This is a genomic window from Kineococcus sp. NBC_00420 (assembly GCF_036021035.1).
Classification (GTDB): Bacteria; Actinomycetota; Actinomycetes; order Actinomycetales; family Kineococcaceae; genus Kineococcus.
Genome location: NZ_CP107930.1, coordinates 5,305,232 through 5,330,930 on the forward strand (window position 1 = coordinate 5,305,232; position 25,699 = coordinate 5,330,930).

The window sequence follows — 25,699 nt, forward strand, 5'->3', positions numbered from 1 at the left end:
GCGCAGGGCCGTCCTCGTCAGCGGGGGCGGCCTTCCGCACGTCCGGTCTCCCACCAGCGCGGCCAGGCGGCGAGGAGGGCGCGGGTGTCGGGGACGAAGGGCCAGGCGGGGTCGGCGAGGCGGTCGCGCAGGGTGACGGGGTCCTCCCACCAGCCCTCGGCGACCTCGCTGGGTTGCAGGGTGAGGGGGGTCCCGTCCCAGTCGGCGGTGTAGACGTGGGCGAGGTAGTGGGTGGTGTCGTCGCGGTACCAGGTGGTGGTGACGGGGCGCAGGTCGGCGTCGAGGCCGAGTTCCTCGCGCAGTTCGCGGTGGGCGGCGTGCAGGGGGGTCTCGCCGGCGTCGACGACGCCACCGGCGAGGCAGTCGTGGGCGCCGGGGTTGAGGTCCTTGACGTCGGTGCGGCGGTGCACGAAGACGCGGCCGGTGGCGGGGTCGCGCAGCAGGACGCCGGTGGCGGCGTGGGGGAGGTTGCGGGCGCGGACCTCGGCGCGTGGGGCACTGCCGGTGACCCGTCCGGCACGGTCCGTCGGGTCGTAGAGGTCGACGAGTTCCTGGCCCGGAGTGCTCACCCGTTCGAGGGTAGGGACCGGTGTCCGGGGTGCGACCCAGGGGGGAGGGGCAGGTGTCGAAGACCACGCCTGAGGTGGACCCGTGGACGCTCGGGCAAGCCCTAGTGTGACCAGGTGCGAGCCCACCTCACGACTCCGCGCCCGTCCCGGCGTCCCCTCCGTGCCCTGTCCGCCGTCGCCGTCGGGGCCTCGTTCGTGCTGGTCGCCTCGGCGTGCAGCAAGGACGAGGCTCCGGCGTTGTCGACGGCGACCGTCGCCCGGGGTGACGTCGCGGAGGTCGTCGACGCGCCGGGGACGGTGCAGCCGCGGGCCTCGGCGGTGGTGAAGTCCCCGGCGGCGGGGACGGTGGCGACGTTGAACGTGAGCGACGGCCAGCAGGTCGCGGCCGGTGACGTGCTGATGACGATCGACTCTCCGTCGGCGGTGTCGAACCTCGCGCAGGCGAAGCAGGCCGACGAGGACGCCGCGGCGTCGGGGTCCTCGGGGTCCGGCTCGGCGAAGAGCGCCTCGCAGGTGGCGGCGCAGCAGCGCAAGGCGGCGGCGGACGCGGCGGCGCGCTTCTCCGAGGCGGAGACCCAGGCGCAGGCCATCGCGGACCCCGCGGCGCGGGCGGCGGCACTGGCGGCCGTGCAGTCCTCGCGGACGCAGTACCAGCTGCTGGCTTCGCAGACGCAGGCCCTGGTGGACCAGGTGAACGCGGGGCTGGGGAACCTGGACACGGCGGTGTCGTCGTTGGGTCAGGCCCAGCGCGTGCAGACGCGGGCGGCGGTCTCGGCGGCGCAGGCCACGGTGGACGCCCTGGTGGTGAAGGCGCCGATCTCGGGAAAGGTGTCGCTGTCCGCGACGGGGGGTTCGGGGTCGGCGAACCTGCCCGCGGGGGCCGAGGCGCTGCTGGCGGGCAGCGGGGTGTCGTTGCCCGCCGCGGCCGCCGGGTCGGACTCCGGTGCGGCGGGTGCCCCGGTGCTGGCTCAGGGTGCGGCCGTGGCGTCGGGGGCGACGGTGCTCAACGTCATCGACGCGTCGACGCTGAGCCTGACGGCGGACGTCGACGAGACGGACGTGCTGAGCGTGAAGCCGGGGATCGGGGCCGACGTGAACATCGACGCGGTGCCCGGGGCGAAGTACCACGGGACGGTCACAAGCATCGACCCGACGCCCAAGGGCGGCGGCGGGAGCTCGGTGACGTACACGGTCCGCCTGAGCTACGACGGCGGGACGGGCGGGGACGGCACCCCGGCGGCGACGCCGCTGCCGGGCATGTCGGCGACGGTGTCGCTGGTCGTGCAGGAGGTGGACGGCGTCGTGGAGGTCCCGGCCGCGGCCGTGGTGCGGGCCGGGTCCGACAACGGCGCGAAGGACTCCGACACCGTCTGGATCGTCTCCGGCGGCAAGGCGGAGCGACGCGCGGTGACCGTGGGGGTCCGGGGGGAGACCGACGTGGAGATCACCAAGGGTCTCGACGGCGGCGAGGAGATCGTCACCGAGGGCGCGGCCGGCGTGAAGCAGGGACAGCAGGTCTCGTGACCCGTCCCGACACGGGCCACCCGCAGGACACCACCGAGAACCACGAGAACCACGACCAGGAGCGCGCGCTGATCCCGTCCCCCGAGCACCACCCGACGCTGCGCGCGGCCGCGATCGAGGCGGTCGAGGTCACCCGTTCCTACCGCTTCGGCGACACGACGGTCGACGCGCTGCGGGGGGTGACCTTCACCGTCGCGGAGGGGGAGTACGCCGCGATCGTGGGCCCCAGCGGATCGGGCAAGTCGACGCTGATGCACCTGCTGGGCTGCCTGGACCGTCCGACGTCGGGGATCCTGCGCGTCGGTGGGCGCAACATCGCCGACCTGGGCGACGCGGAGCTCGCGGAGCTGCGCAACGAGGAGATCGGGTTCGTGTTCCAGGCCTTCCAGCTGCTGCCGCGCTCCAGCGCCATCGACAACGTGGCGTTGCCGCTGCTGTACCGCGGCGTCAAGGGCAGCGAGCGGCGCGACATGGCGGCCGAGGCGTTGAAGGCGGTGAACCTGGGGCACCGCCTGACCCACCGGCCCACCCAGATGTCCGGCGGCGAGCAGCAGCGGGTGGCGATCGCGCGGGCGCTGGTCGGCCAACCGCGGATCCTGCTCGCCGACGAACCCACCGGCAACCTCGACTCCAAGAACGGGGCCGAGGTGATGCGCATCCTGGAGGAGCTGAACTCCGCCCGGGGCGTCGCGGTGGTCCTCGTCACCCACGACGACGAGGTCGCCGGCCGCGCGCGCCGTCAGGTCCGGGTGCGTGACGGCCTGGTGGAGCGCGACACGGCGGACGGAGCCGACGCGTGAAGGGCTTCGAAGCGTTCCGCGTCGCACTGGACGCGTTGCGCGGCAACCGGATGCGCAGCCTGCTCACGATGCTCGGCATCATCATCGGCATCGCCGCCGTCATCGTCGTGGTCTCCATCGGGTCCGGGGCGCGCAACCAGATCGAGTCCCAGGTCGAAGGTCTCGGCTCCAACCTGATCCTCGTCGTGCCCGGGCAGTTCGACACCAACAACCTCGGTTCCAACGCGCCCTCGACGTCGACGATGCAGGTCCAGGACGGCAAGGTCCTCGCCGACGTGGTCGGCGACGAGAGCGCCGTCACGGCGCGGGTCTCCACGGGCGCGCAGGTGCGGGCCGGGACGGTCGAGCGGTTCGTCACCATCCAGGGCGCGGACCAGAACCTGCCCCGGGTCCTCACCCGCCCGGTCGCCGAGGGCCAGTACTTCACCTCCGTCGACGTCGACGCCCGCCGCCGGGTCGCGGTGCTGGGCTCGCAGGCGGCGCAGAACCTCTTCCCCGGGGCGGACCCGCTGGGCCGCCAGATCACGGTGGCGGGCACCCGCTTCCAGGTGATCGGGGTGCTGCGGGAGAAGGGGGAGAGCTTCGGGGTCTCCCAGGACAACGAGATCCACATCCCGATCACCACGGCCCAGCGGTTGTTCTCCCTCGACCGCGTCGACGCGTTCGCGGTGAAGGCGCCGTCCTCCGACGTCGTCCCGGCGCTGTCGGACAAGTTGTGGCGGGCGATGAAGGCGCAGTACCCGGACCAGACGTTCAGCGCGGTCACCCAGACCCAGATCCTCGGCGTCATCGGCCAGATCCTCGGGCTGCTGACGGCGGTGCTGGCCGCGATCGCGGGGATCTCGCTGCTCGTGGGCGGGGTCGGGGTCTCCAACATCATGCTCGTCTCGGTGCGCGAACGGACCCGGGAGATCGGGCTGCGCAAGGCCCTCGGCGCCCGCCAGCGCGACGTCCTCGTGCAGTTCCTCGTCGAGGCCGTCCTGCTGACCAGCGTCGGCGGGATCATCGGCATCCTCATCGGGGTGGCCGGGTCGATCGCGGTGAACCAGCTCTCCCCGCTGCCGGCGACGATCGAGTGGTGGAGCCCGGTGGTGGCGTTCGTCGTCTCCGCGGCCGTCGGCATCTTCTTCGGGGTGTTCCCGGCGCGTCGGGCGGGACGCCTGGACCCGGTCGTCGCGCTGCGCACGGAGTGAGCCGCATAGGGTCCTCGGCATGACAGTCAGGCGTGTGACCGGGATCGAGACCGAGTACGGCATCTCGGTGCCGGGGGACCCGGGCGCCAACCCGATGCTGCTCTCGGCCCAGGTCGTCAACGCCTACGCCTCGCCCGCGACGGGCTCGATGCGCAGCTCCCTCACGGGCGGTTCGCGGGCCCGCTGGGACTACGAGGACGAGGCGCCGCTGCGCGACGCGCGCGGGTACGAGATCGACCGCGCCAAGGCCCACCCCTCGCAGCTGACCGACGCGCCGGGCCGTTCGCCGGGGACGAGGCGGGCCGCGCCCAACGCCTCCGACGTCGTCACCGCGGAGACCGAGGACCCGACGATGGCCAACGTCATCCTCACCAACGGGGCCCGGTTCTACGTCGACCACGCCCACCCCGAGTACTCCTCACCGGAGATCCTCACCCCGCGCGACGCGGTGCTGTGGGACCGGGCGGGGGAGCTGATCCTCCTCGAGGCGCTGCGCCGGGTCGCGGCGACGCCCGGGCTGACCCCGGTGACGATCTACAAGAACAACACCGACGGCAAGGGCGCCTCCTACGGCACCCACGAGAACTACCTGATGAACCGCTCGACGTCCTTCACCGACGTCGTGCGCCACCTCACCCCCTTCTTCGTCTCCCGGCAGGTGTTCACCGGGGCCGGTCGGGTGGGGATCGGGCAGGACTCCGCCCGGCCCGGGTTCCAGATCAGCCAGCGCGCGGACTTCTTCGAGGTCGAGGTGGGGCTGGAGACCACCATGAAGCGCCCGATCATCAACACCCGCGACGAACCGCACGCCACCGTGGAGAAGTACCGTCGCCTCCACGTGATCATCGGCGACGCGACGATGTGCGAGGTCGCGACGCTGCTCAAGATCGGGACGACCTCCCTGGTCCTGGCGATGCTCGAGGCGGGAGCGCTCGAGGGTGGCCCCGCCGGGAACCTGCAGCTCGCCGAACCCGTCCGCGCCCTGCACGAGGTCTCCCACGACCCCGGCCTCACCCAGCTCGTCCGGTTGCGCGACGGGCGCCGGATGACCGCGGTGCAGCTGCAGCGGGCCTACCTGGAGGCCGCGCAGGCCTTCGTCGCCGACCGCTACGGCGAGGACGCGGACGCCGACACCGTCGAGGTCCTCACCCGGTGGGAGCAGATCCTCACCAAGCTGGAGACCGACGTGTTCTCCGCGGCCCGCGAGGTCGACTGGATCGCGAAGCTGCGCCTGCTCGAGGGCTACCGCTCCCGCGACGGCCTGGACTGGGACCACGCCCGGCTGGCCGCGGTGGACCTGCAGTGGTCCGACATCCGGCCCGAGAAGGGCCTCTACCTCAAGCTCGCCGAGCGTGGCCAGGTCGAACGCCTCCTGGACCCCGCCGACGTCGCCCGCGCCGTGGAGCACCCCCCGACCGACACCCGCGCCTACTTCCGCGGGGAGTGCCTGGCCCGCTACGGCCCGCGCGTCGCGGCGGCCAGCTGGGACTCGGTGATCTTCGACATCGCCGGGCGGGGCGCCCTGCAGCGCGTCCCCACCCTCGAGCCGTTGCGGGGCACCAAGGAGCACGTCGGGGCGCTGCTGGACCGATGCGAGACCGCGGAAGAACTCGTGGCCGCCCTCACCAACGGGTGACGCAGGCCGCACTTCCGCGCCGGGCGGGCGTGGCGGGGTTAGTGTCGGAACACGACCCGGGTCGCAGGACCCGGGAGGCCGAGCCGTCAGAGGGAGCCAGCCGATGCCTGGACAGGAGCAGCAGCGCCCGAGCCGCCGCGAGGAGGAGGTCGAGGAGACCCCCGCCGTCCCCGCGCAGGGCAGCGCCAGTGCCCAGACCAAGGAGACCGACGCCGACGTCGACGCGCTGCTCGACGAGATCGACGAGGTCCTCGAGTCCAACTCCGAGGAGTTCGTGCGCGGCTTCGTCCAGAAGGGCGGGCAGTAGCCCCTGCCACCCCCGGCGCGAGCCCCTCGTGTCCCACCCGGCTCTCCCGGCACGTTGCGGAGGCGCCGGGTAGGGTCCGAAGGGTGAACCACTCCAGCGATCAGTCAGGACGGTTGCCCGCCGCGTTCCTGCGGCCCGGTTCCTCGTCCTTCACCGACTTCGTCCGCGAGTACTCGCCGGAGATGCTGCCCTCCGCCCGCACGCTGCCCCCCACCGGACCGCTGCCCGGTGGGGGACCCGGCGCGGGCGAGGCGCCGCACGCGACGACGATTGTGGCCCTCGTCTTCGCCGACGGGGTGGTCATGGCCGGTGACCGGCGCGCCACCGCCGGGCCCACGATCGCCCAGCGCGACATCCAGAAGGTCTTCCAGACCGACGAGCACTCCTGCGCCGGGATCGCCGGCGTCGCCGGGCTGGCCGTGGAGATGATCCGGCTCTTCCAGGTGGAACTCGAGCACTTCGAGAAGCTCGAAGGTGCCCTGATGTCCTTCGAGGGCAAGGCGAACCGGCTCTCGACGATGATCCGCGCCAACCTCGGCATGGCCATGCAGGGTCTCGCCGTCGTCCCCCTCTTCGCCGGCTACGACCTCGACGCCGGCCGGGGCCGCATCATCGGCTACGACGTGACCGGCGGGCGGTCGGAGGAACGCGACCACCACACCGTGGGGTCGGGGTCGATCTTCGCCCGCGGTGCGCTGAAGAAGCTGTACCGCCCGGGCATGACCGAGGCCGAGACGATCCGCGTCGCCATCGAGTCCCTCTGGGACGCAGCCGACGACGACTCCGCCACCGGCGGCCCGGACCTGCTGCGCAAGATCTGGCCCGTCGTGGGCGTCGCGACCCTCCAGGGCTACCGGCGTGTCCCCGACGAGGAACTCGAACCCGTCGTCGAGGCCGTCGTGGCCGGACGGCGCGGCAACCCCGGAGGCAACCCCGGCATCAGCGCCGGCAACGGTGGCGGAGGGAACTGACGATGAGCACGCCGTTCTACGTCTCGCCCGAGCAGTTGATGAAGGACAAGGCCGACTACGCGCGCAAGGGCATCGCCCGCGGCCGCGCCGTCGTCGTCCTCGCCCACGCCGACGGCATCGCCTTCGTCTCCGAGAACGCCTCCCGGGCGCTGCACAAGATCTCCGAGATCTACGACCGCGTCGCCTTCGCCGCCGTCGGCAAGTACAACGAGTTCGAGAACCTGCGCGTCGCCGGCGTCCGCTACGCCGACGTCCGCGGCTACTCCTACGACCGTTCCGACGTCACCGCCCGCGGCCTGGCCAACGCCTACGCGCAGACCCTCGGGGCGATCTTCACGACCGAGTCGAAGCCCTACGAGGTGGAACTCGTCGTCGCCGAGGTCGGACGCACCCCCGAGACCGACCAGATCTACCGCCTCACCTACGACGGGTCCGTCGCCGACGAGCACGGCTACGTCGCCATGGGCGGTTCCGCCGACCAGATCGCCACCAAGCTCGGCGAACGCTGGCACGCCGGGCTCACCCTGGCCGAGGCCGTCCAGCTCGCCGTCGAGGCCCTCGGCTCCGACGCCGCGGCCGAGGCCGCCGGCTCCGGACCGCGCCGGATCGCCACCGACCACCTCGAGGTCGCCGTCCTCGACCGCACCCGCGACCGGCGGACGTTCCGCCGCCTCACCGGTCCCGTCCTCGCAGGACTGCTCGCCCCGGCGGACTGACCGCTCCGGTCGGCTCGACGCGTTTCGCTGCGCCGCACGGCGCCCGAGTGCCTAAGGTGGGGAAATGGATCGCCGGATCTTCGGGATCGAGACCGAGTTCGGAGTCACCTGCGCGTTCGAGGGACAGCGCAAGCTGTCCCCGGACGAGGTGGCCCGCTACCTGTTCCGCAAGGTCGTGTCGTGGGGCCGTTCGAGCAACGTGTTCCTGAAGAACGGCGCACGCCTCTACCTCGACGTGGGCTCCCACCCCGAGTACGCCTCACCGGAGTGCGACGACATCCGCCAGCTCGTCGTCCACGACCGGGCGGGGGAGCGGACCCTCGAAGGCCTGCTCGTCGACGCCGAACGACGCCTCGAGGAGGAGGGGATCGCCGGTGAGGTGTTCCTCTTCAAGAACAACACCGACTCCGCGGGCAACTCCTACGGCTGCCACGAGAACTACCTGGTGTCGCGGCACGGGGAGTTCGGTCGCCTCTCCGACGTCCTCATCCCCTTCCTCGTCTCGCGCCAACTGATCGTCGGCGCCGGCAAGGTCGTGCAGACCCCCCGCGGTGCGGTCTACTCCCTCTCCCAGCGCGCCGACCACATCTGGGAAGGCGTCTCCTCCGCGACCACCCGCAGCCGCCCGATCATCAACACCCGCGACGAACCGCACGCCGACGCCGAGCGCTACCGGCGCCTGCACGTGATCGTCGGCGACTCCAACATGTCCGAGACCACGACGATGCTGAAGGTCGGCGCCACCGACCTCGTGCTGCGGATGGTCGAGGAAGGCGTCGTGCTGCGGGAGATGACCATGGAGAACCCCATCCGGGCCATCCGGGAGATCAGTCACGACATGACGGGGCGCAAACCCGTCCGTCTCGCCAACGGCCGTGAGGCCTCCGCGCTGGAGATCCAGGAGGAGTACCTGGAGAAGGCCAAGGAGTTCGTCGAGCACCGCGGACTGCAGACGCCCAACGTCAAGCGCGTCCTGGACCTGTGGGAGCGGGCGCTGCGGGCCGTGGCGACGCAGGACTTCTCCCTGGTGGACCACGAGGTCGACTGGGTCATCAAGAAGAAGCTGCTGGACCGCTACATGGCCAAGCACGACCTGCCGCTGACGTCGCCGCGCATCGCGCGCCTCGACCTCGCCTACCACGACATCCACCGCAAGCGCGGCCTGCACTACATGCTCGCCGACCGGGGGATGGCCGACCGGGTCTGCTCCGACATCGAGGTGTTCGAGGCGATGAGCGTCCCGCCGCAGACGACCCGCGCCAAGCTGCGGGGCGACTTCGTGCGCGCCGCGCAGGAGAAGCGCCGCGACTTCACCGTCGACTGGGTGCACCTGAAGCTCAACGACCAGGCGCAGCGCACGGTCCTGTGCAAGGACCCGTTCAAGGCCGTCGACGACCGTGTGGAACGGCTCATCGACAGCATGTGATCGGTCTCGCGGCGCGGGCACAGGCTCCACGGTTAGGGTGAGGCAGTTCCACCTCGACCGTCACGACTGTGAGGACCTCCGTGCGCCGCCGTACCGCCGTCCTGTCCGCCTCCGCCGCCCTGGCGATGACCCTGCTCGGCGCCTGCGCCTCCGAGGGGGACGCGCCCACCGAGGCAGAGCAGAGCGCGTCGGCGACCGAGTCCGCCAACACCATCGAACCTGCCGTCGACGACGAGAAGCTCGCCGTGACCGTCACCGGTGAGGTGAACCCGACGATCGAACCGACCGTCGACTTCACCCCGCCGCTGACCGTCACGCAGACCTCGCGCAAGATCGTCGCCCCCGGCACCGGGGCCGAGGTCAAGGCCACCGACGAGGTCGAGTTCGCCTACGTCCTCTACGCCGGCTCCACCCACGACAAGCTGGACTCCAGCTACGGCAAGACCAACGCCCGCTTCACCCTCGCCGAGATCACCAAGGGACTCGCCCGCGGGTTCGTGGGGACCAAGGTCGGTGACCGCCTCGTCATCGCCATCGCCCCCGCCGACGGGTTCGGCAACTCCGTCAGCCAGTTCGGCAAGGAGAACGTCGACGCCTCCACGACCATCGTCATGGTCGCCGACGTCGTCCGCGTCATCCCCTCGATGGCCGAGGGCACCCCGGTGACGCCGCCCGCGGACCTCCCCGTCGTGACCTACGACGACAAGAACGTCCCCACCGGCTTCACCGTCTCGAACCCGACCCCGCCCGCCGACACCATCGTGCAGCCGCTCATCCAGGGCACCGGCGCCCCGCTGACCCCGGGCATGAACGTCAAGATGCAGTACGTCGGCGCGACGCTGGCCGACGGCAAGGTCTTCCAGACCTCGTGGACCTCCCAGGCCTTCGAGACCCAGATCGGGGCCGGCAAGCTCATCACCGGCTGGGACGAGGGCCTCATCGGCCAGACCGTCGGCAGTCGCGTGCTGCTCGTCATCCCCGCCGCCAAGGCCTACGGCGACGAGCCCACCGGTGGCCAGCCCGCCGGTGCGCTGATCTTCGTCGTCGACATCCTCGACGGCTACTGAGTCCTCACCGACGACGCTGACGTTAGGGTTCCCACCATGACTGAACGCACCAAGCCCGAGATCGACTTCCCCGAGGGCGAGCCGCCGGCCGACCTCGTGATCACCGACGAGATCGTCGGCGACGGCACCGAGGCCACCCCCGGCAAGACCGTCAGCGCGCACTACGTCGGCGTCGCCTTCAGCACCGGCGAGGAGTTCGACTCCTCCTGGAACCGCGGCCAGCCGCTCGACTTCCCCGTCGGCGCGGGCATGGTCATCAAGGGCTGGGACCAGGGCCTGCTGGGCATGAAGGTCGGCGGCCGGCGCAAGCTCGTCATCCCCCCGCACCTCGGCTACGGGGACCGCGGCGCCGGCGGCGCCATCAAAGGTGGGGAAACCCTGATCTTCGTCGTCGACCTCGTGGACGTCAGCTAGTCCCCTCGGGTCTGCTTCCGGGCGGTGGCTGACCCTCGTCCTCGGATACTCCGTTCGCGCTGGTTCGCGCTAGGACTCACGTCCTGGCGTCGGCGCTCACTCCGGACATCCGAGGACGAGGGTCAGCCGCCGCCCTTGTGCGTTGCCCTTCGTGGGACTCCTGAACGGCCACGGGGTCGGCGAGGCTCGATCAGGCAGTTTCTAGGGGGCCACGCACCACGTTCCCCTTCACGAGGTGAGGAGGCGGGCGGCGTGGCGGCCGGCGGCGGCGGCGGTGAGGAAGCCGGCGCGGTCGGTGTCGAGGCCTCGGCCCATGGTCGAGAGGCGGACGGGGCTCGTCGCCAGGGCGTCGTCGAGGCCGGCTTCGGGGATCTCGACGTAGGTGTGGCGGCCGCAGAGGGAGCGGGCCTGCTCGCGGACGCGGTCGTAGAACGCGCCGGGGGAGTCGGGGACGACGACGTCGACGGGGGCCAGGGCGACACGCCCGACCGCGGTGAGCGTGTGGTGCGAGACACCGCGGTGGCGGTCGCGGGCGTCGGCCTGCGACACCCGCAGGGCCGCGACGGGGCGGCCCCCCAGCACGGCGGCGGCGTTGAGGGCCTCACCGACGGCGACGCCGGAGAAGCCCCAGCGTGATCCCGTCCCCAGGTTGCCCGGGCCCTGAGCGACGACGACGACGTCGGCGCCCGCGACGAGCTTCGCCGCGAGCAGACCGGTGTGGACGGTCGAGGCCTCCAGGTCGCCCCCGAAGGCCTGGCCCGTGCTCACGCAGCTCGTGAGCCACCCCGCCTCCCGCAGCCCGGCGACGGCGCGGGAGAACGCGGCCGGCAGCGCCCCGCCGTCGGTCATCACGTACACGACTCTCGCGTCGGGGGCCTCGGCGCGGACCCCGGCCAGGATCGCGGGCAGCGCGGAGTGCAGGTCGGCGACGACGACGGGGGTGGCGTCGAGGTCGTCGGCGTCGGCGAGCAGGGCGTGGTGCTCCGACTCCTGGTCGTCCACGCCCAGGACCATCGTCTGCAGCGGGGTGTAGCGGGCCTTCACGAGGTGGCCGGGCCCGGCGGGCGGATCGGCGGGCAACGCGTCGGGCAGCGCGACGACGAGGGCGTAGCCACCCGTCCCCAGGCCCCGGGCCAGCGCGGAGGTGTTGAGCAGCACCCGCTCGCCCGGCTGCGGGAAGCCGACGAGGTCGGGGTGGGCCAGGGCCTTCACCTCGGCGCCCGCCTCGGGCCCCGACGCGAGGGTCGCGAACAGCTCCTGGGAACCGGGCCACGACGCCCCGAGTCGCTGGACAGTTGCAGAACGCCACCGGATCGTCACGCTTCGAGCGTACGCAGGGTGCTTCCGCGCGCGGTTCCGGTAGCGTCCGGCTCACCATGACGACGACCCCAGCGACGTCCTCGAGCCCACCGGGTGGGGCGGCCGCGGCTGCCCGCGGAGCCCGTCGCACCGAACGGCTGCTGAACCTCGTGATCGCGCTGTCGGCGACGCGCCGCTGGCTCACCAAGGAGCAGATCCGCACGGCCGTCCCGCAGTACGCCGACTGCGCCACCACCGTCGCCTTCGAGCGGATGTTCGAGCGCGACAAGGAGGACCTGCGCGAACTCGGCGTCCCCCTCGACACCGGCGGCGAGGACCCGTTGTTCGAGGACGAGGCCGGCTACCGGATCGACCGCGAGGCCTACGCGCTGCCCGAGATCCGGTTCACCCCGGGTGAGCTCGCCGTCCTGTCGCTGGCCAGCCGGGTCTGGCAGCAGGCGAGCCTCGCCGGCCCCGCGACCCGCGCGCTGGTGAAGCTGCGCAGCCTCGGCGTCGAACCCGACGAGAGCTCCCTCATCGGCGTGGAACCGCGGGTGCGCACCGCGGAACCCGCCTTCGACCCGCTCTACGCCGCGACCCGCGACAAGACCCCGGTGTCCTTCACCTACCGCCGCGCCGGCGGCGAACCCGCGACCCGCCACGTCGAACCGTGGGCCATCGTCAGCTGGCACGGGCGCTGGTACCTCGTCGGGCACGACCGGGACCGTGCGGACTCGCGGGTCTTCCGTCTGTCCCGGGTCGCCTCCGCGGTCAAGCGGATCGGACGGGCCGGCAGCTACGACGTGCCCGCGGGCATCGACCCCCGCGAGATCGTCGCGGGCAGCATCGGACCCGTCCGGCCGCCCCGGGAGGCACGGCTGCTGGTCACGGAGGGCAGCGGACTGGCGTTGCGACGCCGGGCCCGCAGCGTCGAGGTGGGCGCGGGAGAGAGCGTGGGGGAGGACGTGGTCGTGGTGGAGGTCAGCGACGTGGAGGTGAGCGCGGACGAGATCGCCGGCTACGGCGCGGACGTCCTGGTCCTCGCACCGCAGGACCTGCGCGACGCCGTGGTGCGTCGACTCCGTGGGGCGGCGGGCGCATGAGCGGCAGCGCGTCGACGGAGCGGCTGTCGCGGCTGCTGGCGATGGTCCCCTACCTGCTCACCCACCAGGGCATCCCGCTGGAGGAGGCCTCGGAGCACTTCGGCATCAGCGACGACGACCTCGTGCACGACCTGGAGCTGCTCTTCGTCTGCGGGACGCCCGGGCACATGCCCGACGACCTCATCGACGCCCGCTGGGACTCCGGGCGGATCTACCTCTCCAACGCCGACCCGATCGCGCGCCCGGCCCGCCTCGGCGTCGACGAGGCCGTCGCCCTGCTCGTGGGTCTGCGCACGCTGGCCCAGGTCCCGGGTCTGCACGACCGCGAGGCCCTCGAGGGTGCGACGGCGAAGCTGTCGGAGGCGACGGGGGAGGCGGGCCGGGCCGCGGGGTCGGTGACCGTGGACGTCAGCTCGGGGGAGGAGAGCGCCGGTGTCCTCGAGACCTGCCGGGCCGCCCTGCGCGATCACCGGCGCCTGCACCTGAGCTACCTCGTGCCCAGCCGCGACGAGCGCACGGAACGCGACGTGGACCCGATGCGGTTGGTGAGCGTGGAGGGACGCTGGTACCTGGAGGCGTGGTGCCACCGCGCCGAGGGCGTCCGGTTGTTCCGGGTCGACCGGATCGAGTCCGCCGAGGTCCTCGACGTCGACGGGACCCCACCGACGCAGGCGGTCTCGCGCGACGTGGGCTCCGACCTGTTCAAGCCCAGCCCGGACGACCTCGTCGTCACCATCGACCTTGCGCAGCAGGCCGCGTGGGTCGTCGACTACTACCCCGTCGACTCCGTCGAGGACGCGCCGGAGGACGGCTGGGAGGAGGCCGCCCTGCGCGTGAGGCTCCGCACGGCGGACACGCACTGGGTGCACCGGTTGCTCCTGCGCCTCGGTGCCGGTGCCCGCGTCGTCGACCCGCCGGAGCTGGCCGTGGACGTGCGCAACGGCGCCCTGGCCGCCCTGGAGAGGTACCGCTGAGCCGTTTCGGCGACTGTGTGTAACGAAGTGAACGCACAAGGTCACGGCATGTGTCAAGGTTGGGGCCGAAAGGGCGTTCAAGGGATCGCGAGGACGTGCCGAAGCAGTGGTTGTCGGACGGCGGAAAGCGTCCGCCGGACCTACACCACGAAACGGAAGGTGCTCGAGATGACCACGATCAAGGCTTCCTGCCCCTGCTGCGGCGACGTTGAACTGACCCCGAAGCAGGTCCGCCTCGTGGTGTGCTCCGCCAAGGAGCGGTCGTTCTACGCCTTCGGTTGCCCCAAGTGCAAGGACGAGGTCCGCAAGCCCGCCGGCGAGGACGTCGTCGCGCTGCTCGTCTCCGGCGGCGTCGCCGTGGAGCGCTGGACCATCCCCGCCGAGGCCATGGAGGAGCACAACGGCTCCACCATCGCCTGGGACGACGTCCTGGACTTCGCCCTCGTGCTCGACTCCTGCGACGACCTCGCCTCGCTGGCCGCCCGCGGCCTGCGCACCGTGCGCTGACGCACCCCACACTCCCGAGAGCCGCTCCGCGGACGCCACGGCGTCCGCAGGGCGGCTCTCGTGCTTCCTGGGTGTTCACCGGGAGTGTGCCCCGGAGACGCCTCAAGAGAGGTATTCGGGCGACTCGACGCGCATGCTTGTCCCACAGACGGCTTCGATCGACGTACGATGGCCGCGCTTCGTCCAACCCTGGAGGACTGATGTTCCGCAACCTCGTCGACCACCCCTGGGTGCTCGTCATCCTCGTCGTGCTGATCATCGCGCTGTTCGGCAGCAAGCGTCTGCCCGACGCCGCGCGTGGCCTCGGCCGCTCGATGCGCATCTTCAAGTCCGAGGTCAAGGAGATGAAGAACGACGGCAAGGAGGAGACCACGAAGTCTCCGACCGCCGCCGGCCTCGACTCCGAACCCACGGCCCTCGAAGCCAAGCTGGCCGCCGAAGAGGCGCAGGCCAAGGCGGCGTCCGAGCACCAGACGCGCGCGTCCTGACCCGCCGCACCGCCTGAGATCGCATCCCTGACATGGCCGTCACCACTGTCCGACGACGCTCCTCCAAGGATCCCGAGGGGCGCATGCCCCTCATGGACCACCTGAAGGAGCTGCGCAACCGCGCCGTCAAGGCCGGTATCGCCCTGTTGATCGGCAGCGTGCTGGGCTGGTTCTTGTGGCGTGGGTGGAACGAGCCGTTCTGGGGTCTGCCCAGCTTCCACGGCGGGATCTTCGGTCTCATCCAGGACCCGCTGGTCAAGGCTGCGGCGGCCAAGAACCTGAGCAACGTCAGCATCAACTTCGGTCAGGTCGGGTCTGCCTTCGACTTCGCCATCAAGGGTGCGATCTGGGTCGGTGTCATCGCCTCCAGTCCGTTCTGGCTGTGGCAGTTCTGGGCGTTCATCACGCCGGGGCTGACCCGGAAGGAACGTCGCTACGCGGTGGGGTTCATCTCCGCTGCGGTGCCACTGTTCCTCCTCGGGGCGGGGATCGCCTACAGCGTTCTGCCGAACGCAGTCCGGTTCCTCATCGACTTCACCCCCGAGAACGGGTCGAACGTCATCGACTCCTCGATCTACCTCAGCTTCACGATGCGCATCATCCTGGCCTTCGGCGTCGGGTTCCTCATGCCGGTGGTCCTGGTCGGGCTCAACTTCGCCCACCTGCTGTCCGGCAAGGCGATCCTGAAGCAGTGGCGCATCAGCGTCTTCCTGAGCTTCCTCTTCTCCGCGATCGTGACGCCGACGTCCGACATCACGACGATGCTGTTGCTCGCCTGCCCACTGCTCATCCTCTTCGCCGTCGCCACGGTCATCTGTCTCCTCAGTGACCGTCGCCGTTCGAAGAACTCCGACGAGCCGGACTACACGAACCTCAGCGACGACGAAGCCAGCGCCATCTGACCCGATGACCTCTCGGGGGCGGGTCGGCCTCCTCGTGAACCCGACGGCGGGTCGCGGGGTCGGCCGTGTCGCAGGTGCGCACGTCCTCTCGACCCTGCAGCACCTCGGTCACCCGGTGACCGACCTCTCGGGCATCGACTTCGCCTCCTCCGCTCGCGCCGCGCGCGAGCGAGCCGGCGAGTTCGAGGCCCTCGTCGTGGTCGGGGGCGACGGTCTGGTGCACGCCGGCCTCGAGGCCGTCGCCGGCACGTCGACCGCCCTGGGCATCGTCCCCACCGGCACCGGCAACGACCTCGCCCGCGGGCTCGACCTCCCGCTGGGTGATCCGGTGCGTTCGGCGGAGCTCGTCTCCACGGCCCTGCACGAGGGCCGGTCGCGGACGGTCGACGCCGTGCGGGTGGGGTCGCACTGGTTCGGCAGCATCCTCGCCTCCGGGGTCGACGCCCTCATCAACGAACGTGCCAACTCCTGGCGCTGGCCGCGCGGGCCCGCGCGCTACACCCTCGCCGCGGTGCGGGAGCTCGCCGTCGTCCGGGGGCTGCCGATGCGGATCACCCTCGACGGCACCACCGTCGACCAGGAGTGCCTGCTCGTCGCCGTCGCCAACACCCGCAGCTACGGCGGCGGCATCCTCATGGCCCCCGACGCCGACCCGACGGACGGGCTCCTCGACGTCGTCGTCGTCGACCGCCTGCCGCCGATCGCCGCGTTGCAGCTCTTCCCCCGGGCTCGCCGGGGTGCGCACCTGAAGCTGCCCGCCGTCCACGTCCACCGGGTCCGCAGCGTCACCCTCGAGGTCCTCCCCGGCGCAGCGCAGCCGCACCCCCACGCCGACGGCGAACCGTTCGGGCACCTCCCCGTCACCTGCACCGTGGTGCCGGGCGCGCTGCGGGTGCTCGGCTGACGTACTGTCAGCCCATGGCGAGCCCCGCGGAACGCTACGCGGCAGCGCGCCGTCGCACCGAAGATTCCAGGACCGAGCTGGCGCAGTTCGCGAGCACGGTGGGCTTCGAGCTCGACGGCTTCCAGCTGCAGGCGTGCCAGGCCCTGGAAGCAGGTCGCGGCGTCCTCGTCGCCGCTCCCACCGGCGCGGGCAAGACCGTCGTCGGGGAGTTCGCGGCGCACCTGGCGCTGCAGACCGGTCGCAAGGCGTTCTACACGACGCCCATCAAGGCCCTGTCCAACCAGAAGTACACAGAGCTCGTCGAGCGCCACGGCTCCGCCGCCGTCGGCCTGCTCACGGGTGACAACTCCGTCAACGGTGAGGCACCCGTCGTCGTCATGACGACGGAGGTCCTGCGCAACATGCTCTACGCGGACAGCCCGCTGCTCGACGGCCTCGGCTACGTCGTGATGGACGAGGTCCACTACCTCGCCGACCGTTCCCGCGGCGCCGTCTGGGAAGAGGTGATCATCCACCTGCCCTCGGAGGTGCTGGTCGTCTCGCTGTCGGCGACGGTCAGCAACGCCGAGGAGTTCGGCGCCTGGCTGGACACCGTGCGCGGGGACACCGAGATCGTCGTGTCCGAGCACCGGCCGGTCCCGCTCTGGCAGCACCTCGCCGTCGGGACCCGGCTCTACGACCTCTTCACCGATCCCGACGGCGAGGCCCTGGAGGGTGACGAGGGGTCGCTCGTGCCGGGCGCCATCGTCAACCCCGAGCTCGTCGCGATGTCGCGCCAGCAGGTCCGGTCCGACTGGCTCGCCGGACCGGGTGGTCGCGGTCGGCGCCGGAGCCAGCAGCGGCCCGGCCCGGGCGGTCACCGCCCCTCCGGGGTCGGCCGTCCCGCTTCGCGCGCGCAGATCCTGGACACCCTCGACCAGGCCGGGTTGCTACCGGCCATCACGTTCATCTTCAGCCGTGCGGGCTGCGACGCGGCCGTCCAGCAGTGCGTCGCGTGGGGGTTGCGGCTCACCACGCCCGAGGAGGGCCGGGCGATCCGCGCGATCGCCGAGGAGCGCTGCTCGGAGATCCCCAGTTCCGACCTCGCCGTCCTCGGGTACTGGGAGTGGCTGGACGGGCTGGAACGCGGACTCGCCGCCCACCACGCCGGGCTGCTGCCGGTGTTCAAGGAGACCGTCGAGCACCTCTTCGCGGCCGGCTACGTCAAGGCCGTCTTCGCGACTGAGACCCTCGCGCTCGGCGTGAACATGCCGGCCCGTTCCGTCGTCCTGGAACGCCTGGTGAAGTGGAACGGGCAGACCCACGTCGACATCACGCCGGGGGAGTACACCCAGCTGACCGGTCGCGCGGGGCGGCGCGGGATCGACGTCGAGGGCCACGCCGTCGTCCTGTGGTCGAACCAGACCGACCCCGAGGCCGTCGCCGGTCTCGCCTCGCGGCGCACGTTCCCGCTGCGTTCCAGCTTCCGGCCGACCTACAACATGGCCGTGAACCTCGTGCAGCAGGTCGGCCGCGAACGGGCCCGCGAGATCCTGGAGACCTCCTTCGCGCAGTTCCAGGCTGACCGGGCCGTCGTCGGGCAGGCGCAGAAGATCCGGTCTCAGCAGGAGGCGCTGCGCGGTTACACCGAGGCGATGACCTGCCACCTCGGCGACTTCGGTGAGTACTTCGCGCTCCGCCAGGCCATCAGCGAGCGCGAGAAGGAACTCTCCCGCTCCGGGGTCGCGGCGCGGCGCAGCGAGGCCCGCGAGTCCATCGAGGGCCTGTCCCGCGGTGACGTGGTGAAGCTCCCCGGCGGGCGGCGCGCGACGTTCGGCGTCGTCCTGGACCTGCTGCCCGGGAAGGGGTTCGACGGGCCGTCCCCGCGCATCCTCAGCCAGGACCGCCAGGTCCGGACCATCGACTCCGCTGAGTTCTCCGGTGCCGTGGAACCCGTGACGCGGGTGCGGATCCCGAAGAACTTCAACTGGCGGTCCCCGCAGGAACGCCGCGACCTGGCGTCGTCGTTGCGCAACGCCCTGGCCGAGGTCGGGGGCGGCGACGTCCCGCGCCACCGCCGGACGTCGACGGCGGGTGAGGACCGGGAACTGGCGACCTTGCGCGACCGGTTGAAGGCCCATCCCTGCCACGGCTGCGCCGAACGCGAGGAGCACGCCCGCTGGGCGGTGCGCGAGGAGAAGCTGCGCCACGACACCCAGGGTCTGCAGCGCAAGATCGAGGGCCGCACGGGCACGATCGCCCGAACCTTCGACCGGGTCTGCGACCTGCTGGCGGAACTGGACTACCTCGGGGCGGACGGGTTGTCCGTCACGGACGAGGGGCGCACGCTGCGCCGGATCAACGCCGAGACCGACCTGCTCGTCGCCCAGTGCCTGCGCCACGGCGCGTGGACGGGGCTGAGCGCCCCCGACCTCGCGGCCGCGGTCTCGACGCTGGTCCACGAGTCGCGCCGCGACGAGGGCGGACGCCCCGACCGCATCCCGCGCAAGGTCGAGGCGGCCATCGCCACGACCCACCGCTTGTGGAGCGACCTCACCGACCGCGAGGACCACCACAAGGTGCCCGCGACCCGCGAGCCCGACGCCGGGCTCGCCTGGGCCGTGCACCGCTGGGCCAGCGGGCACCGCCTCGACGAGGTCCTCCGCGAGGCGGACCTGGCCGCGGGCGACTTCGTGCGGCGGTGCAAGCAGCTCGTCGACCTGCTGGACCAGATCGGCATCGCCTCCACCGAGCCCGGAGTGCGCAAGGCGGCGCGGGACGCCGTCGACGCGGTGCGCCGCGGGGTCGTCGCCCACACCTCCCTGACCTGAGCCGTCCCGGGGCCCTCACCGGGGTGCGGTGACGAACCAGGCGGTGGCCTCCACCGTGAACGCCCCGTGGGGGAGGAGTTCCGCGCACCGCCGGCGCAGGGACTCTCGGGCGCTGGGCCCCAGCCGGGCCACGTGGTCCCCGGCCGGCCCGACGCCGAGGGTGTAGGACTCCCACCACGCGTCGAAGGAGTCGTAGCCGACCTCGACCGTGAGCTCGTCGTCGAGGTCGGGCTGCAGACCGGCACCCCGGAAGAGGTCTGCGAGTTCGCCCTGCCCCCTCCCGGCCCGGCCGGATTCGCCCCGGGCCGCGGGGTCGAGGCTGCGCACCGCCGTCCAGAACGTGGTCAGCGGGCTGCGTTGCCCGCCGAAGTCCCAGACGCTGGCCGCGACGCGTCCGCCGGGACGGGTCACCCGGCGCATCTCCCGCAGCCCACCCACCGGGTCGGCCATGAAGTGCACGACGAGTTGGGCGACGCTGAGGTCGAAGGTCTCGTCGTCGTGGGGGAGGAACTCCGCCGCGGCGACCCGCGCGTCCACGCCGGGGAGACGTCGCGCGACCGCGGCGACGGGTTCCGGGGCGGGGTCGACGGCAGCGACGGCCGGCGCACCGAGCGCGCCGACGAGTTCCGCGGTGAGGGCGCCGGAACCGCACCCGACGTCCAGGGCACGCTGACCGGGCCGGGGTCCCAGGGCGGTCAGCGTCCGCCGGGCGAGGGGGACGGCGAAGCGGCCCATGAACCGGTCGTAGTCCGCGGCGACGTCGAAGGCCATGCTGGACGGTACGCCCGCGCACCTGCGGGGAGCGTGTGGTTGCCTGAGCGCGTGAGCACACTGACGGACACCTTCACCCTCTCCAACGGCGTCGAGATCCCCCAGGTCGGGTTCGGCACCTGGCAGATCCCCGACGGGGACGCCGCCTACGACGCCACCGCGACGGCGCTGACGACGGGCTACCGCCACGTCGACTCCGCCCGCGCCTACGGCAACGAGGCCAGCGTCGCCCGCGCCGTGCGCGACAGCGGCCTGGCCCGCGAGGACGTCTTCGTCACCACGAAGCTGCCCGCCGAGATCAAGGACCACGACGAGGCCCTCGCCAGCTTCGAGGCCTCCCTGGCCGACCTGCAGCTCGACCACGTCGACCTCTACCTCGTCCACGCTCCGTGGCCCTGGAGCGAGATGGGCAAGGACTGCCGCGAGGGCAACATCGCGGTCTGGACGGCGCTGGAGGAGATCCACGCTTCCGGACGGGCCCGTTCCATCGGCGTCTCGAACTTCTCCGTGGCCGACCTGGAGTCGCTGACCGCCGCGACGAGCGTGCTGCCGCACGTGAACCAGATCCGCTGGTTCATCGGCAACACCCAGGACGAGACGACGGCGTGGTGCAAGGAGCGGGGGATCCTCGTCGAGGGGTACTCCCCGCTGGCCACCGGTGGTCTCGTCGACGACGAGGCGATCGCGGCGGTCGCGGCGAACTGCGGCCGCACGGTCGCGCAGGTCTGCCTGAAGTACCTGCTGCAGAAGGACGTCCTGCCGCTGCCGAAGAGCACGACCCCCTCGCGCATCGCGGAGAACGCCGACCTCGACTTCGAGATCTCCGCCGCCGACCTCACGGTCCTGGACGCGCTGCACCGTGACTGACACCGCCCCGGTCGGGAGGGTGCAGGACTGGGCCCGGAGTCCGTTCACCGGTGGGGGCCAGACCTACGACTGCTACGAACGGGGCCAGGGTCCCGGGGTCGTGCTCGTCCCGGAGATCCCCGGATTCACGCCCGAGGTCGCCGGCTTGGCCGACCACCTGGTGGCGGAGGGGTTCACCGTCGTCGTGCCCTCGCCGTTCGGGACGCCCGGGCGGGTGGCGAGCACCGGTTACGTCGCGGCGACGGTGGCGAGGTTGTGCGTCGCGAGCGAGTTCCGCGCCTTCGCGCTCGGGGCGCACCGGCCCTTCACCGACTTCCTCCGCGCCCTGGCCTCCGACCTCGCCGGTCGCACGCCGGGCCGGGGCGTGGGGGTCATCGGGATGTGCTTCACGGGAGGTTTCGCGTTGGCCGCGGCCGTCGACGACTCCGTGGGCGCCGCCGTCCTGAGCCAACCGGCCCTGCCCTTTCCCGTGTCGAGGAGGCACCGGGCCGACCCGGCGACGAGCCCGGCGGAGCTGGACCGGATCGCCGAACGCGCCGCGACGGGTTCGGTGTGCGCACTGGGTCTGCGCTTCACCCGCGACGCTGCCGTCCCCGCGGCGCGCTTCGCGACGATCTCGGCCCGCCTCGGGGAGGCGTTCCGGGTCATCGAACTCGACTCCGGGCCGGGCAACCCCGGCGGGTTCTCGAAGGGCGCCCACTCCGTCCTCACCCACGAGGTCCGCGAGCGCCCGGGTCATCCGGCGTTCGAGGCGCGGGGGCAGGTCGTGGGTTTCCTGCGGGAGCGCCTGGTTCAGTCGCGGGACTGAACGAGGGCGGTGAGGACGCGCTCGACGCTGGACTGGATGCCCCAGCGGTGGACGAGCGCGCCGAGGGCGTCGAGGTCGGCGGGTTCGCGGGGGAGGGTGTCGTCGAGGTCGGGGAGGGGGACGTCGCGGGCGGTGTTGACGACGACGGGCGCGGCGGTGAGGTAGTCGCGGGCGTCGAGGAGCTTGCGGCGCTGGCCGGGGGAGAGCCCGGTGGTGGGGTCGTCGGCGGCGGCGAGGAGGGCGGCGAGGTCGCCGTAGCGGTTGACCAGGGCGGCGGCGGTCTTCTCGCCGATGCCGGGGACTCCGGGGAGGCCGTCGGAGGGGTCGCCGCGCAGGACGGCCATGTCGGCGTAGGCCTGGCCGGTGCTGACGCCGTACTTGGTGTGCAGCCAGGGTTGGTCGACGAGGTCGGCCTTGCGGACGCCCTTGCCGCAGTAGACGACGCGGACGCCGAGGTCGTCGTCGACGAGCTGGAAGAGGTCGCGGTCGCCGGTGACGACGTCGGCGGGGTCCTTCGAGCGGACGGTGAGGGTGGCCATGACGTCGTCGGCTTCGTAGCCGGGGGCGCCGACGCGGGTGAGGCCGAGGGCGGCGAGGACGTCGACGATGACGTCGACCTGGGGGAGCAGCAGGTCGGGGGCTTCCTCGCCACCGTCGGGGGCCACGCGGTGGGCCTTGTAGGAGGGCAGGGCCTCGACGCGGAAGGCGGGGCGCCAGTCGTCGTCCCAGCAGGCGACGAGCCGGGTGGGGCGGTAGGTGGTGAGCAGGTGGGCGATGGAGTCGAGGAACCCGCGGACGGCGTTGACGGGGGTCCCGTCGGGGGCGGTGATCGATTCGGGGACGCCGTGGAAGGCGCGGAAGTAGAGCGAGGCGGAGTCGATCAGCATCAGCTTCTGCGCGGGGGCCCCGGTCGACGACGTCATGAGCCTCACCGTAGGGGGTGGGTGGGGTCCGTCGGATGTCGTGGAGGTTCGGTCCGGATGGGTGACGCCGACGAGCGCCGGACGGGTCAAGCTGTGAGGGTGGGAATCGAATCCACACCGAAGTCACAGCCCGACCAGGGGGGACCTTCCATGAACACCAGCACCCGTCGCCGTCGTCGGATCAGCACGTTGGCCGTGAGCGGCGCGGCCGTGCTCGCTCTCGGTCTGGGGGCGTGTGGTGGCGGTGACGACTCCGCGAGCAAGCCGACGACCGCCACGTCCTCGCCCGCGACCGAACTGACCGCGATGCAGGTCGTCAAGGCCTCCTCGGTGCAGTCGAAGGAGGCCGGGAGCGGCAAGTTCTCCTTCACGATGGACGGCACCGCCTCCGGGCAGGCGCTGAACTTCTCGGGTGACGGCGCGTTCGACATCGCCAAGAACGCCTTCGAGATGACGATGTCGCTGCCCGCCGAGGCCGGGGGGTCGAAGCTGACCTTCCGGATGGTCGACGGTGTGGCGTACCTCTCGGGTGCACCGCTGACGGCCGAGGGGCAGTGGATGAAGATGCCGCTGGACCAGCTGGGTGCGACGGGTCTGGACACCTCCTCGATGGACCCGGCGAAGTCGCTGGAGCAGTTGCAGGGTGTCGCCGACGGCGTCAAGGAGGTCGCTCAGATCTCCGTGCGCGGGGTGCAGGCGAAGGGGTACGCGGGGACGATCGACGCGACGAAGGCCCTGGAGCTGGCTCCGGCCGAGCAGCAGACCGACGAGGCGAAGAAGGCTGCGGCGCAGCTGGGTTCGATCCCGTTCACGCTCTACGTCGACGACCAGAACCGTCCGGTGCGCATGACCGAGCAGATCACCGTCGAGGGGTCGACGCTGAACGTCTCGATGGACTACTACGACTGGGGCAGCTCGGTCGACGTGGCCGCTCCGGACCCGGCCAGCGTCACGGAGGCCCCGAACATGGGCGCCCTGGCGGGCGAGCCGGCGGCTGCGGGCGCCTGAACCCTGCGGTGGGTCCCGCGCGGGGCGGCTCCTACGCTGCCTCGCGTGGAACCCAGCGCTGGTGCGACCCGACGGCTCTACCGCGGTGGGGCGGTGTACTCACCCGCCGACCCGTTCGCGACGGCGATGCTCGTGGAGGGCTCCTCGGTCGCGTGGGTGGGGCCGGAGGAGGCCGCGTCGGCGTGGACGCGGGAGGGTGACGAGGTCGTCGAGCTGGACGGCCGGTTGATCACGCCGGCGTTCGTGGACGCGCACGTGCACCTCACCGAGACGGGTCTGCGCGAGACCGGGCTGGACCTCGCGGGGGTCCGCAGCGCGGGGGACCTGCTGGACGCGGTGGCGGCCCGGGCGCGGCCGGGGGAGTTGCTGGCCGGTTTCGGGTGGGACGAGTCCCGCTTCGAGGACGGGCGGGTCCCGACGCGCACCGAGCTCGACCGGGCCGCCGGTGGGGTACCGGTCCTGCTGTCTCGGGTGGATGGTCACAGCGCTCTGGTGTCGACGTCGTTGGCCCAGGCGGCGGCGTTGCGCGGCCTGGAGGGCTGGGACGAGGACGGCTGGGTGCGCCGGGAGGCCCACCACGCGGCGCTGGAGGCGCGTTGGGACGCGCTGAGCCCGCAGGCGGCGCAGTCCGCCCGCCGGGCCGCCCTGCAGGCCGCGGCGGCCGCGGGGATCGGCACGGTCCACGAGATGTCCGGGCCCTGGCTCGCCCCGCCCGGTGACCTGGAGGCGCTGCAGGCGCTCTCGGACGCCGAGGCCCTGCCGGACGTCGTGGGCTACCTCGCGCACCGGGTCGCTTCGCCCGAAGAGGTCGCCGCGGTCCTGGCGGGGACGAGCGCGCGCCTCGCCGGGGTGGGGGGCGATCTCACGATCGACGGGGCCATCGGTTCCCGCACGGCCGCGTTGCGCGCCGACTACGCCGACGCCCCCGGGCACCGCGGCTCGCTGCACCTGGACGCGAGCGCCGTGCGGGACCACCTGCACGCCTGCACCCGGGCGGGGGTCCAGGCCGCGTTCCACGCCATCGGGGACGCGGCGCTGGCGGTGGTCGTGGAGGCGCTGGAGGCGGTGGCGGGTGACCTGGGGATTCCGGCGCTGGCCTCGGCGGGTCACCGCGTCGAGCACGCGGTGATGGCGGGGCCGGAGGTGGTGGCGGCGTTGGCGCGGTTCGGGACCTCGCTCAGCGTCCAGCCCGCGTTCGACGCGCGGTGGGGCGGCCCGGGCGGGTTGTACGAGACCCGCCTCGGGGTGGAGCGGGTGCGGGCGAGCCACCCGTTCGCGGCGTTCGCGGCGGCCGGGGTGCCGTTGGCGTTCGGGTCGGACACGCCCGTGACCCCGTTCGCGCCGTGGGCTGCGGTGCGGGCGGCGGGGTTCGGGCACGACGAGGCGCGGGCGGTGTCGGTGCGGGCGGCGTTCCTGGCCCACACGCGGGGCGGTCACCGGCTGGCGGGGCTGGGCCACCCGGGCGTCCTGCGTCCGGGCGCACCGGCGACCTACGCGGTCTGGGACGTGCAGGACCTCGTGGTGCAGGCTCCCGACCGTCGGTTGTCGGGGTGGAGCACGGACGCCCGTTCGGGGACTCCGGGACTGCCCGACCTGGGGCCCGGTGCGCCGGAGCCGGTGTGTCGCCGGACCGTCGTCGACGGGGTCGTCGTGCACGACCGGTCCTAGGACACCTGCCGTCGTCCGACCCGTTGTCCGACACGCCGGGCGAC

General features: G+C 72.3%; 25 protein-coding genes. 21 read left to right on the forward strand and 4 right to left on the reverse strand.

What is annotated here, in order from left to right; genetic code table 11:
- Positions 1-17: 17 nt before the first annotated feature.
- Positions 18-569 (reverse strand): NUDIX domain-containing protein, encoded by a 552-nt coding sequence (locus tag OG218_RS25910; protein ID WP_328296098.1) that lies wholly within the window; start codon positions 567-569, stop codon positions 18-20.
- A 114-nt stretch (positions 570-683) separates the two neighbouring features.
- Here OG218_RS25910 and OG218_RS25915 point away from each other — a divergent pair, with 114 nt between their 5' ends.
- The 10 genes from OG218_RS25915 (at position 684) to OG218_RS25960 (ending at position 10,623) form a co-directional block, all read left to right on the forward strand.
- The gene (locus OG218_RS25915; RefSeq protein WP_328296099.1) at positions 684-2,093 is read left to right on the forward strand and encodes an efflux RND transporter periplasmic adaptor subunit; all 1,410 of its coding nucleotides are present in this window, start codon (positions 684-686) and stop codon (positions 2,091-2,093) included.
- A gap of 98 nt (positions 2,094-2,191) precedes the next feature.
- Complete coding sequence (locus OG218_RS25920) at positions 2,192-2,893, forward strand: ABC transporter ATP-binding protein (protein ID WP_442906563.1); 702 nt, start codon at positions 2,192-2,194, stop codon at positions 2,891-2,893.
- Complete coding sequence (locus OG218_RS25925) at positions 2,890-4,086, forward strand: ABC transporter permease (protein ID WP_328296101.1); 1,197 nt, start codon at positions 2,890-2,892, stop codon at positions 4,084-4,086. Before OG218_RS25920 ends, OG218_RS25925 begins: the two co-directional genes overlap by 4 nt.
- A 19-nt stretch (positions 4,087-4,105) precedes the next feature.
- On the forward strand, positions 4,106-5,722 hold the full coding sequence (gene dop, locus OG218_RS25930; protein WP_328296102.1) for a depupylase/deamidase Dop: 1,617 nt from the start codon (positions 4,106-4,108) through the stop codon (positions 5,720-5,722).
- Between the two features lie 103 nt (positions 5,723-5,825).
- Positions 5,826-6,029: a ubiquitin-like protein Pup gene (locus tag OG218_RS25935; RefSeq protein WP_328296103.1), complete on the forward strand. Its 204-nt coding sequence runs from the start codon at positions 5,826-5,828 to the stop codon at positions 6,027-6,029.
- Positions 6,030-6,112: 83 nt separating this feature from the next.
- Positions 6,113-7,000, forward strand: a complete 888-nt coding sequence (gene prcB, locus OG218_RS25940) for a proteasome subunit beta (RefSeq protein WP_328296104.1) — start codon at positions 6,113-6,115, stop codon at positions 6,998-7,000.
- 2 nt (positions 7,001-7,002) lie between these two features.
- Positions 7,003-7,716 carry a proteasome subunit alpha gene (prcA, locus tag OG218_RS25945; RefSeq protein WP_328296105.1) on the forward strand — a complete coding sequence of 238 codons (714 nt, stop codon included), beginning with the start codon at positions 7,003-7,005 and terminating at the stop codon, positions 7,714-7,716.
- A gap of 64 nt (positions 7,717-7,780) precedes the next feature.
- Positions 7,781-9,142, forward strand: coding sequence for a Pup--protein ligase (pafA, locus tag OG218_RS25950; protein ID WP_328296106.1), 1,362 nt, complete (start codon positions 7,781-7,783; stop codon positions 9,140-9,142).
- Positions 9,143-9,210: 68 nt separating this feature from the next.
- The gene (locus OG218_RS25955; protein WP_328296107.1) at positions 9,211-10,209 is read left to right on the forward strand and encodes an FKBP-type peptidyl-prolyl cis-trans isomerase; all 999 of its coding nucleotides are present in this window, start codon (positions 9,211-9,213) and stop codon (positions 10,207-10,209) included.
- Positions 10,210-10,245: 36 nt separating this feature from the next.
- Entirely contained in the window at positions 10,246-10,623 is a 378-nt protein-coding gene (locus OG218_RS25960) for an FKBP-type peptidyl-prolyl cis-trans isomerase (RefSeq protein WP_328296108.1), read from the forward strand.
- Between the two features lie 228 nt (positions 10,624-10,851).
- On the opposite strand, the gene OG218_RS25965 is transcribed toward OG218_RS25960, so the two are convergent.
- Positions 10,852-11,943: a DUF3866 family protein gene (locus OG218_RS25965; protein WP_328296109.1), complete on the reverse strand. Its 1,092-nt coding sequence runs from the start codon at positions 11,941-11,943 to the stop codon at positions 10,852-10,854.
- A gap of 56 nt (positions 11,944-11,999) precedes the next feature.
- Between OG218_RS25965 and OG218_RS25970 the strand changes: the two genes are divergently transcribed.
- From OG218_RS25970 to OG218_RS26000, 7 genes are all read left to right on the forward strand, one after another.
- Positions 12,000-13,025, forward strand: a complete 1,026-nt coding sequence (locus tag OG218_RS25970) for a helix-turn-helix transcriptional regulator (protein ID WP_328296110.1) — start codon at positions 12,000-12,002, stop codon at positions 13,023-13,025.
- Positions 13,022-13,999: a helix-turn-helix transcriptional regulator gene (locus tag OG218_RS25975; protein WP_328296111.1), complete on the forward strand. Its 978-nt coding sequence runs from the start codon at positions 13,022-13,024 to the stop codon at positions 13,997-13,999. Before OG218_RS25970 ends, OG218_RS25975 begins: the two co-directional genes overlap by 4 nt.
- Before the next feature lie 168 nt (positions 14,000-14,167).
- Positions 14,168-14,506, forward strand: coding sequence for a hypothetical protein (locus OG218_RS25980; protein ID WP_328296112.1), 339 nt, complete (start codon positions 14,168-14,170; stop codon positions 14,504-14,506).
- A 200-nt stretch (positions 14,507-14,706) separates the two neighbouring features.
- Positions 14,707-14,994 carry a Sec-independent protein translocase subunit TatA gene (gene tatA, locus OG218_RS25985; protein WP_328296113.1) on the forward strand — a complete coding sequence of 96 codons (288 nt, stop codon included), beginning with the start codon at positions 14,707-14,709 and terminating at the stop codon, positions 14,992-14,994.
- A gap of 32 nt (positions 14,995-15,026) precedes the next feature.
- The gene (gene tatC, locus OG218_RS25990; RefSeq protein WP_328296114.1) at positions 15,027-15,896 is read left to right on the forward strand and encodes a twin-arginine translocase subunit TatC; all 870 of its coding nucleotides are present in this window, start codon (positions 15,027-15,029) and stop codon (positions 15,894-15,896) included.
- 4 nt (positions 15,897-15,900) lie between these two features.
- Positions 15,901-16,800 carry a diacylglycerol/lipid kinase family protein gene (locus tag OG218_RS25995; protein WP_328296115.1) on the forward strand — a complete coding sequence of 300 codons (900 nt, stop codon included), beginning with the start codon at positions 15,901-15,903 and terminating at the stop codon, positions 16,798-16,800.
- Between the two features lie 14 nt (positions 16,801-16,814).
- On the forward strand, positions 16,815-19,610 hold the full coding sequence (locus OG218_RS26000) for a DEAD/DEAH box helicase (RefSeq protein WP_328296116.1): 2,796 nt from the start codon (positions 16,815-16,817) through the stop codon (positions 19,608-19,610).
- Between the two features lie 15 nt (positions 19,611-19,625).
- Here OG218_RS26000 and OG218_RS26005 read toward each other — a convergent pair whose 3' ends face one another.
- On the reverse strand, positions 19,626-20,381 hold the full coding sequence (locus OG218_RS26005; RefSeq protein ID WP_328296117.1) for a class I SAM-dependent methyltransferase: 756 nt from the start codon (positions 20,379-20,381) through the stop codon (positions 19,626-19,628).
- Positions 20,382-20,432: 51 nt separating this feature from the next.
- On the opposite strand from OG218_RS26005, the gene OG218_RS26010 reads away from it, so the two are divergent.
- Both OG218_RS26010 and OG218_RS26015 read left to right on the forward strand, forming a co-directional pair.
- Positions 20,433-21,248, forward strand: coding sequence for an aldo/keto reductase (locus OG218_RS26010; RefSeq protein WP_328296118.1), 816 nt, complete (start codon positions 20,433-20,435; stop codon positions 21,246-21,248).
- Positions 21,241-22,056, forward strand: a complete 816-nt coding sequence (locus OG218_RS26015) for a dienelactone hydrolase family protein (protein ID WP_328296119.1) — start codon at positions 21,241-21,243, stop codon at positions 22,054-22,056. Before OG218_RS26010 ends, OG218_RS26015 begins: the two co-directional genes overlap by 8 nt.
- Here OG218_RS26015 and OG218_RS26020 read toward each other — a convergent pair.
- The gene (locus OG218_RS26020; RefSeq protein ID WP_328296120.1) at positions 22,041-22,979 is read right to left on the reverse strand and encodes a 5'-3' exonuclease; all 939 of its coding nucleotides are present in this window, start codon (positions 22,977-22,979) and stop codon (positions 22,041-22,043) included. The two genes, OG218_RS26015 and OG218_RS26020, sit on opposite strands and share 16 nt — an antisense overlap.
- Before the next feature lie 150 nt (positions 22,980-23,129).
- Between OG218_RS26020 and OG218_RS26025 the strand changes: the two genes are divergently transcribed.
- Both OG218_RS26025 and OG218_RS26030 read left to right on the forward strand, forming a co-directional pair.
- Complete coding sequence (locus OG218_RS26025; RefSeq protein WP_328296121.1) at positions 23,130-23,987, forward strand: hypothetical protein; 858 nt, start codon at positions 23,130-23,132, stop codon at positions 23,985-23,987.
- 126 nt (positions 23,988-24,113) lie between these two features.
- Entirely contained in the window at positions 24,114-25,655 is a 1,542-nt protein-coding gene (locus tag OG218_RS26030; protein ID WP_380162076.1) for an amidohydrolase, read from the forward strand.
- Positions 25,656-25,699: the final 44 nt, after the last annotated feature.

Bases quoted from the DNA above. Each gene is read 5' to 3' on its own strand.
- OG218_RS26005 (WP_328296117.1), bottom strand. From the start codon at position 20,381: ATGGCCTTCGACGTCGCCGCGGACTACGACCGGTTCATGGGCCGCTTC.
- OG218_RS26025 (WP_328296121.1), top strand. From the start codon at position 23,130: ATGAACACCAGCACCCGTCGCCGTCGTCGGATCAGCACGTTGGCCGTG.
- dop (WP_328296102.1), top strand. From the start codon at position 4,106: ATGACAGTCAGGCGTGTGACCGGGATCGAGACCGAGTACGGCATCTCG.
- OG218_RS25995 (WP_328296115.1), top strand. From the start codon at position 15,901: ATGACCTCTCGGGGGCGGGTCGGCCTCCTCGTGAACCCGACGGCGGGT.
- OG218_RS25975 (WP_328296111.1), top strand. From the start codon at position 13,022: ATGAGCGGCAGCGCGTCGACGGAGCGGCTGTCGCGGCTGCTGGCGATG.
- OG218_RS26020 (WP_328296120.1), bottom strand. From the start codon at position 22,979: ATGACGTCGTCGACCGGGGCCCCCGCGCAGAAGCTGATGCTGATCGAC.
- prcA (WP_328296105.1), top strand. From the start codon at position 7,003: ATGAGCACGCCGTTCTACGTCTCGCCCGAGCAGTTGATGAAGGACAAG.
- OG218_RS25935 (WP_328296103.1), top strand. From the start codon at position 5,826: ATGCCTGGACAGGAGCAGCAGCGCCCGAGCCGCCGCGAGGAGGAGGTC.
- OG218_RS25970 (WP_328296110.1), top strand. From the start codon at position 12,000: ATGACGACGACCCCAGCGACGTCCTCGAGCCCACCGGGTGGGGCGGCC.
- OG218_RS25980 (WP_328296112.1), top strand. From the start codon at position 14,168: ATGACCACGATCAAGGCTTCCTGCCCCTGCTGCGGCGACGTTGAACTG.
- OG218_RS26000 (WP_328296116.1), top strand. From the start codon at position 16,815: ATGGCGAGCCCCGCGGAACGCTACGCGGCAGCGCGCCGTCGCACCGAA.
- OG218_RS26030 (WP_380162076.1), top strand. From the start codon at position 24,114: ATGCTCGTGGAGGGCTCCTCGGTCGCGTGGGTGGGGCCGGAGGAGGCC.
- pafA (WP_328296106.1), top strand. From the start codon at position 7,781: ATGGATCGCCGGATCTTCGGGATCGAGACCGAGTTCGGAGTCACCTGC.
- tatA (WP_328296113.1), top strand. From the start codon at position 14,707: ATGTTCCGCAACCTCGTCGACCACCCCTGGGTGCTCGTCATCCTCGTC.
- OG218_RS25960 (WP_328296108.1), top strand. From the start codon at position 10,246: ATGACTGAACGCACCAAGCCCGAGATCGACTTCCCCGAGGGCGAGCCG.
- tatC (WP_328296114.1), top strand. From the start codon at position 15,027: ATGGCCGTCACCACTGTCCGACGACGCTCCTCCAAGGATCCCGAGGGG.